Below are 14,645 nucleotides of genomic sequence, written 5' to 3' on the forward strand. Positions count from 1 at the left end.
TCCACTTAGTAATGCACATGCGCGGAGAACAGTTGCTGATGCAAACGCTGGGCGTAAGCATCGGTCATCGCTGCGATGTAATCACAAATGACCCGCATGCCATCGCCGGATGCATGCTCCGCCGCTTGCCATTTCTCGCGGGTCGCCTGTGGCAGTAAGCGCTCCGGATCGGCAGCCAGGGCTTCAAACAAATCCATAATGATCTGCTGGCCCTTGTATTCAAAGCGCTGTACTTGCGGCACCTGAATGACATACTGATTGACGAAGTTCTTGAGAATCTCCAGCGCATCGGCCATGTTCGGTTCCAAATAGGCGTTAAATGCCAGCAGATCACTGTCGAACGGCGCATCCACCGGGCGTACGCTGATACTGGTCAGCAGCGCATTGACGATGCCCCCGATGGCGTCTTTGCGCACATGGTGCTGGCCGGAAAACAGCATTCCACTCAGCTCATCAATGTGTTCGGCAAACCAACATTCACCGCTGTTGGCGAGCAGGTTCGCGGCCGCTTGCTGCCATTGCGTCTGCGTGACCATACCCAGCACTATTGCATCTTCCAGATCGTGCACCCCGTAGGCAATATCATCCGCCAGCTCCATGATCGAGCAGTCGAGCGATTTAAAGCGGGTTTTCTGGTGCTTATACGGCGTTTCCGCTTCGCCGCGCATCTGGCTCAACAGCGCGCGATCGTTCGGGGTGAGAGGCGCTAAGACCCACTCAAACATTTGGCGGTCACAATCGTACACGCCTTTGGCTGGCGACCAGTCTTTGGCTTTGAGCTGACGCTGATGCGGCACCGACTCGGGTATTTTCTCGGCGCGGGTCTGACTCAACAGCGCCGGGTATTTCAACAGGCCCAGTAGCGTGCGGCGCGACAGGTTCATGCCGTGATGCTCGGTGTAGGGCTCTAAACAAGTGACGATACGAAACGTCTGGGCGTTGCCTTCAAAGCCGCCGTGTTCACGCATCATGTAGTTCAGTGCGATTTCGCCCCCGTGACCATAAGGTGGGTGACCGATGTCGTGCGCCAGACACAAAGAATCAATCAGGCTGTCGGAAGGCATCAGGTCGCGAAATTCCGGCTGCTTGAGTTTGATTTGCGCCACGATGCCGGTACCGATTTGGGCGGCTTCAAGGGAGTGGGTCAGGCGAGTGCGGTGGAAATCGTTAAGGCTGGTGCCGTGTACCTGAGTTTTGGCCTGCAGACGGCGGAATGCCGCAGAGTGTAGGATGCGGGCGCGGTCGCGTTGAAACGGACTGCGGTGATCGTTGCGGCGAATTTTGTGTTCGTCGTTGTTGCGTTCTTGCCAGTCTGGACTGATGGATACCTGCATACACTGCTCCCGTTCCATTTCCGTGCTGTCTGGAACGCCAGACAGCTTAAGGATACTCGACCATTTTTATAAAACTTACAGCGACTTAACTGATTTCGTCCAGTGTTAATTCAAAGCTTGGCGCGAAGGTTTCCAGAAAATAGGCCATTTCCGGAGTATGGCGCTCTTGCAGCGTTACATCGAGGCGTTTTTTTGCCAGCGCAAATTCGTGATTACCAGCGCTGAGTTCTTCCAGACATTTGAGGTAAGCACAGATGCTGTCGGCTTGTTTGACGATGGCCGCATCTTCTTCATACGCCGCTTCGTGAACCAGAAATGGCGCGAAATCTTGCTGAAATTCTTCCGGTAACATCGACAATAAACGGCGCTCGGCCCCGGCTTCGATTTTCTTATATTCTTTGGCGATGTCCGGATTGTAGTATTTCACCGGGGTCGGTAAGTCCCCGGTCAATACTTCACTGGAGTCGTGGTACATGGCAAGAATCGCAATGCGTTCCGGGTTCAGTGTCCCGCCAAACTTTTTGTTTTTGATCACCGCCAGTGCGTGGGCGACAAATGCCACCTGCAAGCTGTGTTCAGAGATGTTTTCTTTGGAGACGGAGCGCATCAGCGGCCAGCGCTGGATCAGCTTCATGCGGGCGAGATGGGCAAAAAAATGGCTTTCTTTCATAACTCTCGGCAATCCTCATCTAAAAATCAGGCTCTCTTCTAGTGTATAAAAGAGAGCCTGAATAGCCTAACTGATCACCGGAGGTCGATGAAAGTGTTATTGACTGTAGGTGCTGAGGAATCGTTCAAAGCGGCTGATGGCGATTTCCAGATCTTCTACGTGTGGCAGGGTCACAATGCGGAAGTGGTCTGGTTTCGGCCAGTTGAAGCCACTGCCTTGAACCAGAAGCACTTTTTCCTGAACCAGGAAGTCGAACACCATCTTCTGGTCATCTTTAATGCTGTATTTCTTGGTATCAATTTTCGGGAACAGATACATCGCGCCTTTTGGCTTCACGCATGATACACCCGGAATCTGGTTAATCATTTCCCATGCACGGTCACGTTGCTCGAGCAGACGACCGCCCGGCAGGATCAGTTCATTAATACTCTGGTAGCCGCCCAGCGCTGTCTGGATGGCATGTTGCATCGGCACGTTGGCACACAGACGCATAGAGGCCAGAATATCCAGACCCGCGATGTAACCTTGCGCCTGATGTTTAGGACCAGTCAGGAACATCCAGCCGCCACGGAAACCGCACACGCGGTAGGCTTTCGACAAGCCGTTAAACGTCATCACCAATACATCTTCGGTCAGGGTCGCGACTGAAATATGCGTTGCACCGTCGTACAACACTTTGTCGTAGATTTCATCGGCGAAAATGATCAGCTTGTGCTGACGCGCAACTTCGATCACTTCCAGCAGAAAATCACGGCTGTACACTGCACCTGTCGGGTTGTTCGGGTTAATCAGTACTATGCCGCGGGTTTTCGGGGTGATCTTTTTCTTGATGTCATCAATGTCCGGATACCAGTCCGCTTGCTCGTCACACAGGTAGTGCACGGCTTTACCGCCTGACAGTGCAACGGCTGCTGTCCACAGTGGGTAGTCCGGAGCCGGAACCAGCATTTCATCGCCATTGTTCAGCAGGGCTTGCATCGCCATCACGATCAGTTCAGATACGCCGTTACCCACGTACACGTCTTCCACATCCAGAGAGCGGATGCCTTTTTTCTGATAGTGCTGAACGACAGCTTTACGTGCCGAGTAGATACCTTTGGAATCACAATAACCTTGTGATGTTGGCAGGTTACGGATCACGTCGACCAGAATTTCGTCCGGGGCGTCGAAACCAAATGGGGCCGGGTTGCCGATATTGAGCTTTAGTATTTTATGCCCTTCTTCTTCCATGCGTTTAGCATGTTTAAGTACTGGTCCTCTAATGTCGTAGCAGACATTATCGAGTTTTGACGACATCCCGATATTTTGCATTGCGTTACCCCAGAAAATAATTGAATTTCTTTATTAAAGTACAACAGATTGCCTTTTTTTAGAATATAAATCTAGTGATGAAAGGGTTTATAGAGAGGAAAAAATGAGGTCCCCTGATGGTGGTCAGGAAAAGCACGCAAAAGATGGGGTATAACCTTGATTTACGTGGGTTCTCTCAATAGAGTAGCTACAGTTACATCGAATCTCAGTTTAGTCGAGGTCGCTTTGTCGAACTTTCATCAAGCCATTGCTCGGTTGATAGAGCAAATTAACGACGCGAGGGATAACGACGTTCGTTTCACCCAAGAGTTGGCAGAGAAGCCACCATTCGCGTTCATCGATTGGCTTGAAGCCCAACCGGTTTTCCCGAAATTCTATTGGCAGTCCCGTGATACCCGTGAAGAGGTGGTCGCATTGGGGCAGCTTTACACATTCTCCAATCCTGCGCCGGCGTACACCATTTTGGGTGACGATCAACGCGTGTGGGGCGGGCGTTCATTTGATGGTCAGACAGACAAAAACCGTCGCTGCATGTCGTCGTTTTTCTTTCTTCCACAGGTGGAGCTTATCCGTTTTGACACGACATGGAAGCTGGCAGCCAACGTCAGTCACGAACGTCACCGTACGCTCGCCACGCTGAATAAGCTGCTGACGGACGTGGCGCCACTGCGCGTAATGAACTGTGAGGTGACCAACGTGCAGCATGTCCCGACCGAATCAGGTTGGGCGACGCTGGTGGAACAGGTATTGGATGGCATTGAGCACAACGACTTTAAGAAAGTGGTGTTGGCGCGTCAGACAAAGTTGTCGCTCGATCGCCCGATCAGCGCCGCGCAACTGCTCAAAGCCAGCTACGAACAGAATCACCACAGTTTTCACTTTCTGTTGGCGCTGGATACCAAACACAGCTTTATGGGCTCCACGCCGGAGCGGCTTTATTTTCGTCAAGGGCAAGAGCTACAAACGGAAGCGCTGGCGGGCACCATCGGTCGTGGTCACAATGCGACGCAGGATATGGAACTGGCAAACTGGCTGACTCAGGACAGTAAAAACCTCAACGAAAACCAGTATGTGGTGGACGACATTGTTGAGCGTTTAACGCCTTACTCAGAGGCGGTAACGGTGGAGCAGGAGGCGCATTTGGTTCGCCTGCGCAAAGTGCAGCATCTGAAACGCCGTATTCATGCGCAGCTTGCAACAGGCATCAATGGCGTGCAGCTGTTGAGTGCACTTCAGCCGACCGCGGCGGTGGCGGGTTTGCCACGCAAAGCAGCATTCGATTTTATCACTCAGCACGAGCCGTTCGCTCGTGGCTGGTATGCAGGTTCTATGGGTTATTTCAGTCATCAACAAGCGGAATTCTGCGTTGCGATTCGCAGCGCCTTAGTGCTGGAAAAAGAAGTCCAGCTGTTTGCCGGTGCCGGCATTGTACCGGGCTCGGTGGCCGAGCATGAATGGCAGGAGCTGGACAAGAAAATGTCGACACTGCTGAGTCTCATCACTGACCGCCTGCCGTTGGGCGTGGCCTCATGAGTCAGGATCAAGCGGTATTGAACCGCATCTGGTGTCAGACACTGCTGGAAGAGATGACCCGATTTGGCGTGAGCGAGGTGTGTATTGCACCGGGCTCGCGTTCAACGCCTTTAACGCTGGAAGCGGCAGCCAATCACAACCTGACGCTGCACACGCACTACGACGAACGCGGTCTGGGTTTTATGGCGCTCGGTATGGCGAAGGCGAGCGGCAAACCGGTGGCGGTGATCGTGACCTCGGGCACCGCGGTTGCCAACTTACTGCCGGCGATTGCTGAATCGCGCCTGACGGGCGAGAAACTCATCGTTCTGACTGCTGACCGCCCGGTTGAACTGGTCGGTTGCGGCGCCAATCAGGCGATCAATCAAATTGGCATTTACTCTTCGCACGTGACGCAGGCGGTGAATCTGCCCAGCCCGAATGTGCGTTTGCCACTGAACTGGCTGCTGACTACGGTCGATGAGGCGCTCAGTCAACAAGCGCAGCATGGTGGCACGGTGCAGTTTAACTGTCCGTTCCCTGAACCGCTTTATTCGGCCAACGACGCCAGCCTGTATCAGGATTATCTGGCCAGTGTAAGCCACTGGCAGCAATCGAATCAGCCGTACAGTGAACGCCGATTCAGCGATGCGCACGCTTTTCCGGAAGACGCGCAAATGCTTAGCCGTAAAGGCTTGGTGATCGTCGGGTCCGTGCGTCTGGCTGAAGCCAAAGCCGCGCAGCAGTTTGCAGAGAAGCTCGGCTGGCCGCTACTGTGTGACCCGCAATCGGGCATCAGCAGTGAGTGGGCGCATTTTGATTTGTGGCTGCAAAACAGCGCCGCGAAAGCCTTATTGGATGAGTGTGAACAGATAGTGCAGTTTGGTTCGCGCATTGTTTCAAAGCGCCTCAATCACTGGCTGGAACAACATGTGCGCCGCAGCAATGCGCATTACTGTTATGTTTCGCCAGCGCCGGATCGCAACAATCAGTCGCATTTGCCCCAGCAGCATTGGGTGTGTGATATTCCCGACTGGATTGAAACCAAACTGAGTAAGTGGAGCGCGCTCAGCGCCACTCATGCAGGCTGGGCGGATGAACTCAAACGCTACGCTGATAGCACCGCGGAACTCGCCAAACTGCATTTAAGCAATGAACCGATGACGGAAATCGCGCTGGCGCTCGATCTGACTGAACGTGCGCGTCACGCCGCACTGTTTGTCGGTAACAGTTTGATTGTGCGTCTGGTCGATATGTTCAGCGCGGTCGACGGGCGGGAAGTGTTTTCCAACCGCGGCGCGTCCGGTATTGATGGCCTGGTGGCCACCGCGGCCGGCGTGCAACGTGCCATTAACCAGCCAATGCTGATGCTGATGGGCGATACTTCACTTCTGTATGACATGAACTCACTCGCATTGGTGCGCAGCACGCCGCAGCCGCTGGTGATTGTGGTCGCTAATAATGATGGCGGCGCCATTTTTGATCTGCTGCCTGTTCCGGCGCAGCAACGTGAAGCGCTGTATCAGATGCCGCATGGCATGCAGTTCGAACACGCCGCGGCCCAGTTTGGGTTGCGTTACGCACGTCCGGAAACGTTGGCCGCCTATCAGAGCCTGGTGGATGACCATCTCGCGCAGGGCAATGGAACTTTGTTGCTGGAGATCACCACGCCGCCTCAGCAAGCCGCGCAGCAAATCAAACAACTGATGCCGCAGATTCATGATTTGTAGCCGCGCGTCATTTTCTCACTTTTCATTACGTAAACAGCGTGCAGATGTGCCAGTGTTGGTGTTTCTGCACGGCTTACTCGGCAACGGCGGCGACTGGCAGTCAGTGTTGAATGCATTGCCAGATTGGGATTGGATTACGCTTGATCTGCCCGGACACGGCGATAGCCAAGAACAAACTTGTCACGATTTTGCCGACTGCTGCCAGCAAATCACCGCTGCCGTTCTTTCTCATGTTCCACCGCAAACTCCAATCTGGCTGGTGGGCTATTCGCTGGGTGGTCGTCTCGCCATGACTGGCGCAGCGAGCGGTGCATTTGCTGCGCTCAACGTGCAGGGATTCATCATCGAAGGTGGAAACTTTGGCCTACAATCGACAGTCGAACGAGAAGCACGCTGGCACAACGACAGCCACTGGGCAGCCCGTTTTCGCTCAGAGCCGATTGAACAGGTATTGAGCGATTGGTATCAGCAAGCGGTATTTAGTTCACTAAACCATGAGCAAAGACAAACCTTAATCACAAAGCGAAGTGCTAATCTTGGGCACGCCGTGGCAAATATGCTGTTATCCACTTCTCTGGCCACACAGCCGTATTTGTTGCCAACCCTGAAGCAATTGCAGATCCCTGTCTGGTATGTGTGCGGTGCGAAGGATGAAAAATTTCGTCAGCTTGCTGAGCACAGCGGGCTGAACTATCGTCAGGTCGAAGATGCCGGGCACAATGTTCACCATGAACAGCCCGCCGCCTTCGCCCGGATTATTCAAGATTTAATACACACGCCCAGTTTGCGGGCGGGTGACAACAACAATGGGAATCACCATGGCTAAAACAGTAGGCATTTCAGAAGAAGAACTTTACGCTCCGGTCAACTGGCAAGACTGCGGCGGCAGTTACGAAGATATTCACTATCACAAATCGGAAGATGGTATTGCGAAAATCACCATTGCGCGCCCGCAGGTTCGCAACGCTTTTCGTCCGCAGACCGTCAAAGAGATGATCAATGCACTGGCAGATGCGCGCTACGACGAAGGCGTCGGCGTGATCATTCTGACCGGCCTCGGTGAAGATGCTTTCTGTTCTGGTGGTGACCAGAAAATTCGTGGCGATTACGGCGGTTACAAAGACGAAACCGGTACTCACCACCTTAACGTGCTCGACTTCCAACGCCAAATCCGTACGTGTCCGAAACCGGTCATCGCCTCGGTTGCTGGCTGGGCGGTTGGCGGTGGCCACGTCCTGCATATGATGTGTGACCTGACGATTGCCGCAGAAAATGCGCAGTTTGGTCAGACGGGGCCTAAAGTTGGTTCGTTTGATGGCGGCTGGGGCGCTTCTTACATGGCGCGTATCGTTGGCCAGAAAAAAGCGCGTGAAATCTGGTTCCTGTGCCGTTTCTACGACGCGAAAGAAGCGTTGGATATGGGGCTGGTGAACACGGTGGTGCCACTAGAAGATCTGGAAAAAGAGACTGTACGCTGGTGCCGTGAAGTGCTGCAACACAGCCCAATGGCGCTGCGCTGCCTGAAAGCGGCCTTGAACGCGGACTGTGATGGTCAGGCTGGCCTGCAAGAACTGGCGGGTAATGCCACTATGCTGTTCTACATGACTGACGAAGGTCAGGAAGGGCGTAATGCGTTCAACGAGAAACGCAGACCGGACTTCAACAAGTTCCCTCGTAACCCATAATCTGAAGAGCGGCCCGGTTGTCTGGTGCCGCTCTTTGTTTAAGAGTATTCCGAGCCCAATCAATCCAAATTGACCACTAATGTGGTGACTTTGACCGGAAGGGCATTTCAGTAACAAGCAGAGTTAAGTTAGATATGCGCAGTGCAAAACTGTATCGCTACCGCTTGCCAATGGATAGCGGCGTCATTCTTCGTGATGAGAAGATGACGGAACGTGAAGGCTTTATCGTTGAACTTCAGGAAAATGGCAACATTGGGCGTGGTGAAGTCGCGCCGCTAAAAGGTTTTAGTCTCGAATCGCTCGATGAAGCGGGGGCGCTGGCGAAAGAGCAGCTTGAGCTGTGGGTTCAAGGTCAGGCATTGGACTACGATGCGCTGTTCCCATCGGTGGCTTTTGGCGTCTCGATGGCGGAATTGGAGCTGGCGGGTGAATTGCCGGAGCAGGGCCAGTATCAGGCTGCTCCGCTGTGTACTGGCGACCCGGATGAACTGATCCCGCAACTTAACGCGATGCCGGGACAGAAAGTGGCGAAAGTCAAAGTCGGCCTGTATGAGCCGATTCGTGACGGCATGCTGGTCAATCTGTTCTTAGAATCGATGCCGGATCTTTACCTGCGTCTCGATGCCAATCGCGCCTGGAGCAAAGAGAAAGCCGCTAAGTTCGCGCAATATATCGCGCCGTCACTGCGCGGCCGAATCGCGTTTCTGGAAGAGCCGTGTCAGTCACCGAGTGACAGTCTGGCGTTTGCGATTGATACCGGCATTGCCATTGCGTGGGATGAAACCCTGCAACATGCGGTGCGCAGCCAAGAGTTCCGTTTGGAAGATTTGATTGGCGTGAAAACCATCGTCATCAAGCCGACTCTGATAGGCTCAGTGTCGCGCTGTCTGAAATTGATTGAGAAAGCCAAAGCGCTTGGCCTGCAAGCGATCATCAGCTCCAGTATTGAATCGAGCCTCGGTCTGACTCAACTGGCGCGTTTCTCACACTGGCAACTGCCGAATGAGATTCCGGGTCTGGATACCATCGGTCTGTTTAAAGCGCAGCTGGAAACGCCGTGGCCGCAGTGCGAATTGCCGCTGCAAACCTTGAGCGAACAAAGCCTGTTGTGGCAATCGGAGTCAGCATGACCCCGTGGCAACACTGGCAGCAGCGCCACCCAGAGCGGGTGGCGCTTTGTCTTGAAGAGGGCACGCTCACTTGGCGTGAACTCAACCACCATGTGCAGCAATACGCCAATGCGATTGTCGAGAGTGGTCTTAAGCACTCCGATGTGCTGACGCTGGTGGGAAAAAATCATCCGCAAACGCTGTTTTGGCTGCTGGGTGCAATGCAGCTTGGCGTGGTGTGCGCGCTGACCATGCCACAACCGGCGGCGCAGCTGCGCAGTAAATTGTCGGCGCTGTATCGTGATGAGCAACGTGCCAATGTTTGGCTCGCGCCAAGCGCGGGGCTGACGTTGGATGAGTTGGGTGAGGTGAATGCGTTGTCACTGCCTTCCAGCCCGTCAACCCATGCCGAGAGTGCCTACCACAGGGATAATCTCGCGACGCTGATTTTTACCTCCGGTTCCACTGGCATACCTAAAGCGGTCGCGCATACTCATGCGCAGCATTTAGCTTCCGCACAGGGGCTACTGGCCGAATTTAAATTTCAATCCGATGACACCTGGCTGCTCAGCTTGCCGCTCTATCATGTCTCGGGGCTGGCGATTATTTATCGCTGGCTGGCTGCGGGGGCGTGCCTCAAAATTGGTGGTGGCCAATTGGCGCAGGATATTGAAGGTGTCACGCACGCGTCGCTGGTGCCCACTCAACTGAAACGATTACTCGATAGCGGGCAGAAGCTGACGCTGACACACGTGTTGCTCGGTGGTAGCCATATCCCCCTGACGCTCGCGCAGCAAGCCGCCGCACTCGGCATTGAAACCTGGCTCGGCTATGGCATGACCGAGGCGGCATCAACGGTGACCGCCAAACAGGTCGATGGTCAAGCGGGCGCCGGGCACGTTCTCGCGCATCGCGCGGTACGTGTTGAAGACCAGCGCATTTACATTGGCGGCGATACCCTTGCCAGCGGTTACTATCGTCAGGGTCTCTTACATCCGTTTATTGACGCTCAAGGCTGGTTTGACAGTAAAGATCTCGGCTACTTTGACCAGAACCAATTGGTGATCATTGGCCGTGCCGATAACCTGTTTATCTCCGGTGGCGAGAACATTCACTGTGAAGAGATTGAGAGTGTGCTCAATCGTCATCCGCATGTGCAGCTAGCGATGGTCGTGCCGGTCGAAGATGATGAGTTTGGCGCTCGTCCAGTGGCAGTGGTGCAAAGCAGCGCGTCGTTTAGCGATGAGCTAGGCAATGAATGGTGCGAAGGGCAACTGGAAAAGTTTAAGTGGCCGGTGGCGTATTTTGATATGCCCGATGCGCTGACGGAAAGCGGTATCAAAGTGTCGCGCCAGGCTCTCAAACAGTGGCTGGCGAACCATCAAACACGCTTTCGGGTTATGAGTTAGTCCAAAACAGAATTTTGCTTCTTATAACTGCTTGGCATAATAGTCCTAAGATTTAAACCGCTTAGGACTATCGATGATGAAGAAAGGACTGCTTATTGCCACGATTGTGCTGCAACTTGTGCTTGCGCTGACGCTGACAGGTTGGCCGCGTAATGTTGCTGAGCTGAGTGCGTTTCTGCTGGTTATCGCGTTTGCCTGGAATGCTAAACAGCCTAGCGGGTCAGTAACCAACTCAGAGACGTCGTCGATATAAGTATCCACAATACCACCCCAAACAGCAGCGGTTTTGGACCGGACGCTTTCAGACGCGCCACCGAAATGCTGCAACCAATCAGAAACAGACACACCACCAATGCCTGCTTGGCGACGCTGAAGATCAACTGATACAGCGTATCAAACTGCGGCAGCGCATCGCTAAAACCAATTGCGGCACAATAAAACACAATGAAGTAGGGAATCGTGATTTTCTTGGAGTGGCTGCGAAACATCCATGCACTGACCAGCGCCACCGGCACTATCCATAATGCACGCGCCAGTTTGAGCGTGGTTGCGGTTTTCAGCGCTTCCTCACCGTAAGCCGAAGCCGCACCCACCACCGATGAGGTATCGTGGATCGCAATCGCTGCCCAGGTACCGAAGGTATGTTGATCCAGATTGAGCGCATGGCCGATCAGCGGAAACAGAAACAGCGCCACCGAATTGAGCACAAACACCGTACCAAGAGCCAACGCAGTCTGATCGTCATCGGCATTGATGGCCGGAGCAACCGCAGCGATGGCGCTACCGCCGCAAATTGCAGTGCCGGATGCAATCAGGTGCCCGGCGGTGCGGTTGAGACCCATCGCTTTAGCGATCAACGTGCCGAAAATCAAAGTGCCTGTGATGGTTGCCAGAATCAAGCCGATACCCTGGCCCGTTACTGCCAGCGCTTCCTGTAGCGGAATGCCAAAACCTAAACCGACAATGGAATACGCCAACAACTTCTTGGTGATTTTGCCAATCGGTAACTGCGTTGGCACCCAACCTAATGTGGCGAGGAAAAAGCCCAGTACCAGTGCGGTCGGTGAAGAAATAAAAGGCGTCAGGCAAGCACCGAGAGCCAGAGCAAACGGAATGTGTTTGGCTTGAAAATTCATGATGTTGTGGCGGTTTGATCGTTATTCGGAGTCGGGGACAGTCATTGTAGCCTAAGGTGTGAGGTCAGAAAGTCTTAATGTTTTGAACAAGCGTTCAGGAAAACTGAACGCTTGTTCAAACTGCTTAAATGATGGCTACTTCCAGTCACCGCGCAGCGCTGCGACTTTCTCAAACATTAGTTCGGTGTTGGCTTCGCGAGCGGCGACCGCTTCACCGGCTTCTATCTCAATCTGAGACCAGAAGCGGCGTGGCAAGCCTTTACAGGCTCGGCCGTTGTAGCGGCTGAAGAAACTGCCCCACAAGCCTTTAATCGCCATCGGGATCACCGGAACCGGACTGCGGCGCAGAATGATATCGATCCCGCGCATAAATTCATTCATTTCACCGTCGGCGGTCAGGCGGCCTTCCGGGAAAATGCACACCAAATGACCTTCCTGCAGCGCTTGCTCAACCTCCGCAAACGCCCGGCGAATCGAAGTACGGTTGCTGGCGGAAATGGGGATCACTCCGGCGCGTTTCAGGAAACGGCGCAAGACTGGCAGGTTGGCGTAATCTTCTTCCATCACAAAGCGAATCAAGCGCGGGCAAGCACCGCTCAGCAGCAGGGCGTCCATATAACTGACGTGGTTGCACACTATCAGCGCACCGCCATGTTCTGGCAGCTTGTTGAGGTTTTTATGTCGTACGCGATAGAGCGTATGAGTCAGGGCCCACACCACAAAACGCACCACAAAAATCGGCACCTGCAAGAACAGATATGCCGCCAACAACAGGTTCATGACCGAGAGCAACACAAACAACTGAGGAATGGTCAGGTCGAGCAGCGTCAGGCAGATGATGCCCAAAATCGCGCTGCACACCATAAACAGCGAGTTGTAGATGTTCAGCGCGGCAATCACCTGCGCGCGTTCGGTGACTTTTGCACGTTGCTGCATCAACGCATACAACGGCACGATGAACACACCGCCTGAGGCGCCGAGTAATAGCAGGTAAGCGAACAGCGGCCACAACGGCTGGTAAACGACGAACTCTGAGAACTGACCGAAAATTGGCAAATTGTCAGGAATGCTGGTTGCCATCAGGTAACCAAACAGGCTGATACCAAAACTGCCGATTGGTACAATTCCGACATCGATGCGGTGATTGGAGAGCTTGTCACATGCAAGCGAACCGATCGCAATCCCGATGGAAAACAGCGCCAGCAGGAACGAGACCGAACTTTCGGTGCCGTTAAGAAAGACTTTGGTGAAGTTGGGAAACTGTGTCAGGTACGCCGCGCCAAGGAACCAGAACCAACTGATCGCCATCATCGACTGAAAAATGATGCGGTCGCTGCGCGCAATCGCGAGCGTGTGACGAGTTTGGCTGACTGGACGCCAGCGAAAGAGCAGATTCGGTGCGCTGGCTGGTGCTTCAGGAATCGAACGGCTTGCCCAGTAACCGCACAGGGCAAAAATAATCACTGCGGCAGCAGCGATGTGGCGGGCGTTGTCAGCAGAGGCAATCACGCCCGCGCCTAACGTGCCAAGCAAAATTGCCAGAAACGTACCGGTTTCCACCAGCGCGTTGCCGGGAACCAATTCATTGGATTTGAGTTGCTGTGGCAGCAGGGCGTATTTCACCGGGCCGAAAAATGCCGATTGGGTACCCATCAAAAACAGGATCAGCAGTAACACGCTGTAACTTTCGGTAATAAAACCGATCGCGCCAATACACATAATGGCGATTTCGAGCAACTTGACGCGGCGAATAAACCACGACTTTTCGTATTTGTCGGCCAAAACACCAGCGGAAGCGGAAAACAGGAAAAACGGAAGAATGAACAGGCCCGCCGCCAGGTTAATGAACAGATCGCTTGATACCGGCAGCGCGCCGCTGCCAGCAAAGGCGACCAGCAGCAGCAATACATTTTTGAAGATATTGTCGTTAAAGGCGCCGAAGAACTGCGTGATGAAATAGGGAAGAAAACGGCGCTGAGTTAACAACGACGTCTGAGACTGCGGCATCGCCTTTCCTTAATAATTACCAGTTGGCCAGATAGTTAGAGAGTAGGTCCTCAATCAGCGCTTTGCCATCAATCGGTTCGGCGGCAAAGAACTTGTCGTCCACACTCAGCAGAGTGATGCCGTGTACGCCTGACCACAACACGCGGCTGGTGCGCAGGATTTCACTGTCGGAACGTTGCGGCGCAATCACTTTCAACAATCCTTCCAGCATGCTGGTCATCGTGTCGATACGCTCGGCCTGCCATTCCGGCAGCACTTCACCGTTCATGTTGTGTTCGAAAATCAGTTGCCAACGGTATGGGTTCTTCTGAGCGAAATCGTGATAGCAGTAAGCGAGCTGATACAACGCTTGCTCCGGATCTTTACACTGGCTGACGACCGCTTTGGCTTCGCTGGAAAGCTCGTCGAGCGTCTGTGCGACCACATGAAGTAGTAACAAATTGTAATTGCCGAATACGTTGACCAGAGTGCTAGGAACATAACCAATCATAGTTGCGATCTTACGCAGACTCAGTTCGTGGTAGGAATGGCTACCCAGGAATTCCTTCACGGTTTTCAGCGTTAAAGAGACCAATTCTTCGCGGGTATGGTCATTTCGTCTTGCCATGATGATGTGTGCTTAATGAACGATGTTCGATATTCTAGTTATCCGGCTATTGAGCGTCAACTCAGAACCCTGCAATATTCTGATACATGTCGACAAATGCAAAGTGTTTGATTGTCAAATTGAAGCCGCTATGAT

The 14,645-nt window shown here is 53.4% G+C and carries 13 protein-coding genes; 7 read left to right on the forward strand and 6 right to left on the reverse strand.

The features are described from left to right. Positions 1–5: 5 nt before the first annotated feature. The 3 genes from LGV68_RS01145 to LGV68_RS01155 form a co-directional block, all read right to left on the reverse strand. Complete coding sequence (locus tag LGV68_RS01145; RefSeq protein WP_020329907.1) at positions 6–1,334, reverse strand: anti-phage deoxyguanosine triphosphatase; 1,329 nt, start codon at positions 1,332–1,334, stop codon at positions 6–8. An 85-nt stretch (positions 1,335–1,419) separates the two neighbouring features. Next, entirely contained in the window at positions 1,420–2,004 is a 585-nt protein-coding gene (yfbR, locus tag LGV68_RS01150) for a 5'-deoxynucleotidase (protein WP_252536052.1), read from the reverse strand. Between the two features lie 96 nt (positions 2,005–2,100). Beyond that, positions 2,101–3,315 carry a pyridoxal phosphate-dependent aminotransferase gene (locus LGV68_RS01155; protein ID WP_020329910.1) on the reverse strand — a complete coding sequence of 405 codons (1,215 nt, stop codon included), beginning with the start codon at positions 3,313–3,315 and terminating at the stop codon, positions 2,101–2,103. Between the two features lie 225 nt (positions 3,316–3,540). Here LGV68_RS01155 and LGV68_RS01160 point away from each other — a divergent pair, with 225 nt between their 5' ends. From LGV68_RS01160 to LGV68_RS01190, 7 genes are all read left to right on the forward strand, one after another. Further along, a complete protein-coding gene (locus LGV68_RS01160) occupies positions 3,541–4,848 on the forward strand; it encodes an isochorismate synthase MenF (RefSeq protein ID WP_222734907.1) in 1,308 nt (435 codons plus the stop codon). Next, complete coding sequence (gene menD, locus LGV68_RS01165; protein ID WP_252536053.1) at positions 4,845–6,557, forward strand: 2-succinyl-5-enolpyruvyl-6-hydroxy-3-cyclohexene-1-carboxylic-acid synthase; 1,713 nt, start codon at positions 4,845–4,847, stop codon at positions 6,555–6,557. Before LGV68_RS01160 ends, menD begins: the two co-directional genes overlap by 4 nt. Then, a complete protein-coding gene (gene menH / locus LGV68_RS01170; RefSeq protein WP_252536054.1) occupies positions 6,547–7,383 on the forward strand; it encodes a 2-succinyl-6-hydroxy-2,4-cyclohexadiene-1-carboxylate synthase in 837 nt (278 codons plus the stop codon). Before menD ends, menH begins: the two co-directional genes overlap by 11 nt. Further along, positions 7,376–8,242, forward strand: coding sequence for a 1,4-dihydroxy-2-naphthoyl-CoA synthase (gene menB / locus LGV68_RS01175; protein ID WP_047460302.1), 867 nt, complete (start codon positions 7,376–7,378; stop codon positions 8,240–8,242). Before menH ends, menB begins: the two co-directional genes overlap by 8 nt. A gap of 134 nt (positions 8,243–8,376) precedes the next feature. Then, a complete protein-coding gene (menC, locus tag LGV68_RS01180; RefSeq protein ID WP_024373245.1) occupies positions 8,377–9,372 on the forward strand; it encodes an o-succinylbenzoate synthase in 996 nt (331 codons plus the stop codon). Then, entirely contained in the window at positions 9,369–10,760 is a 1,392-nt protein-coding gene (gene menE, locus LGV68_RS01185; protein WP_252536055.1) for an o-succinylbenzoate--CoA ligase, read from the forward strand. Before menC ends, menE begins: the two co-directional genes overlap by 4 nt. Positions 10,761–10,833: 73 nt before the next feature. Beyond that, complete coding sequence (locus tag LGV68_RS01190) at positions 10,834–11,013, forward strand: hypothetical protein (protein WP_158125219.1); 180 nt, start codon at positions 10,834–10,836, stop codon at positions 11,011–11,013. On the opposite strand, the gene LGV68_RS01195 is transcribed toward LGV68_RS01190, so the two are convergent. The 3 genes from LGV68_RS01195 to LGV68_RS01205 form a co-directional block, all read right to left on the reverse strand. Then, the gene (locus tag LGV68_RS01195; protein WP_172570615.1) at positions 10,973–11,896 is read right to left on the reverse strand and encodes a putative sulfate exporter family transporter; all 924 of its coding nucleotides are present in this window, start codon (positions 11,894–11,896) and stop codon (positions 10,973–10,975) included. The genes LGV68_RS01190 and LGV68_RS01195 overlap by 41 nt on opposite strands. A gap of 135 nt (positions 11,897–12,031) precedes the next feature. Then, positions 12,032–13,903 (reverse strand): MFS transporter, encoded by a 1,872-nt coding sequence (locus LGV68_RS01200; RefSeq protein ID WP_158125217.1) that lies wholly within the window; start codon positions 13,901–13,903, stop codon positions 12,032–12,034. Positions 13,904–13,919: 16 nt separating this feature from the next. Then, a complete protein-coding gene (locus LGV68_RS01205) occupies positions 13,920–14,510 on the reverse strand; it encodes a TetR-like C-terminal domain-containing protein (RefSeq protein WP_020329923.1) in 591 nt (196 codons plus the stop codon). Between the last annotated feature and the right edge of the window lie 135 nt (positions 14,511–14,645).

It is taken from the genome of Vibrio sp. LQ2 (genome assembly GCF_023920125.1).
Taxonomy (GTDB): Bacteria; Pseudomonadota; Gammaproteobacteria; order Enterobacterales; family Vibrionaceae; genus Vibrio; species Vibrio fluvialis.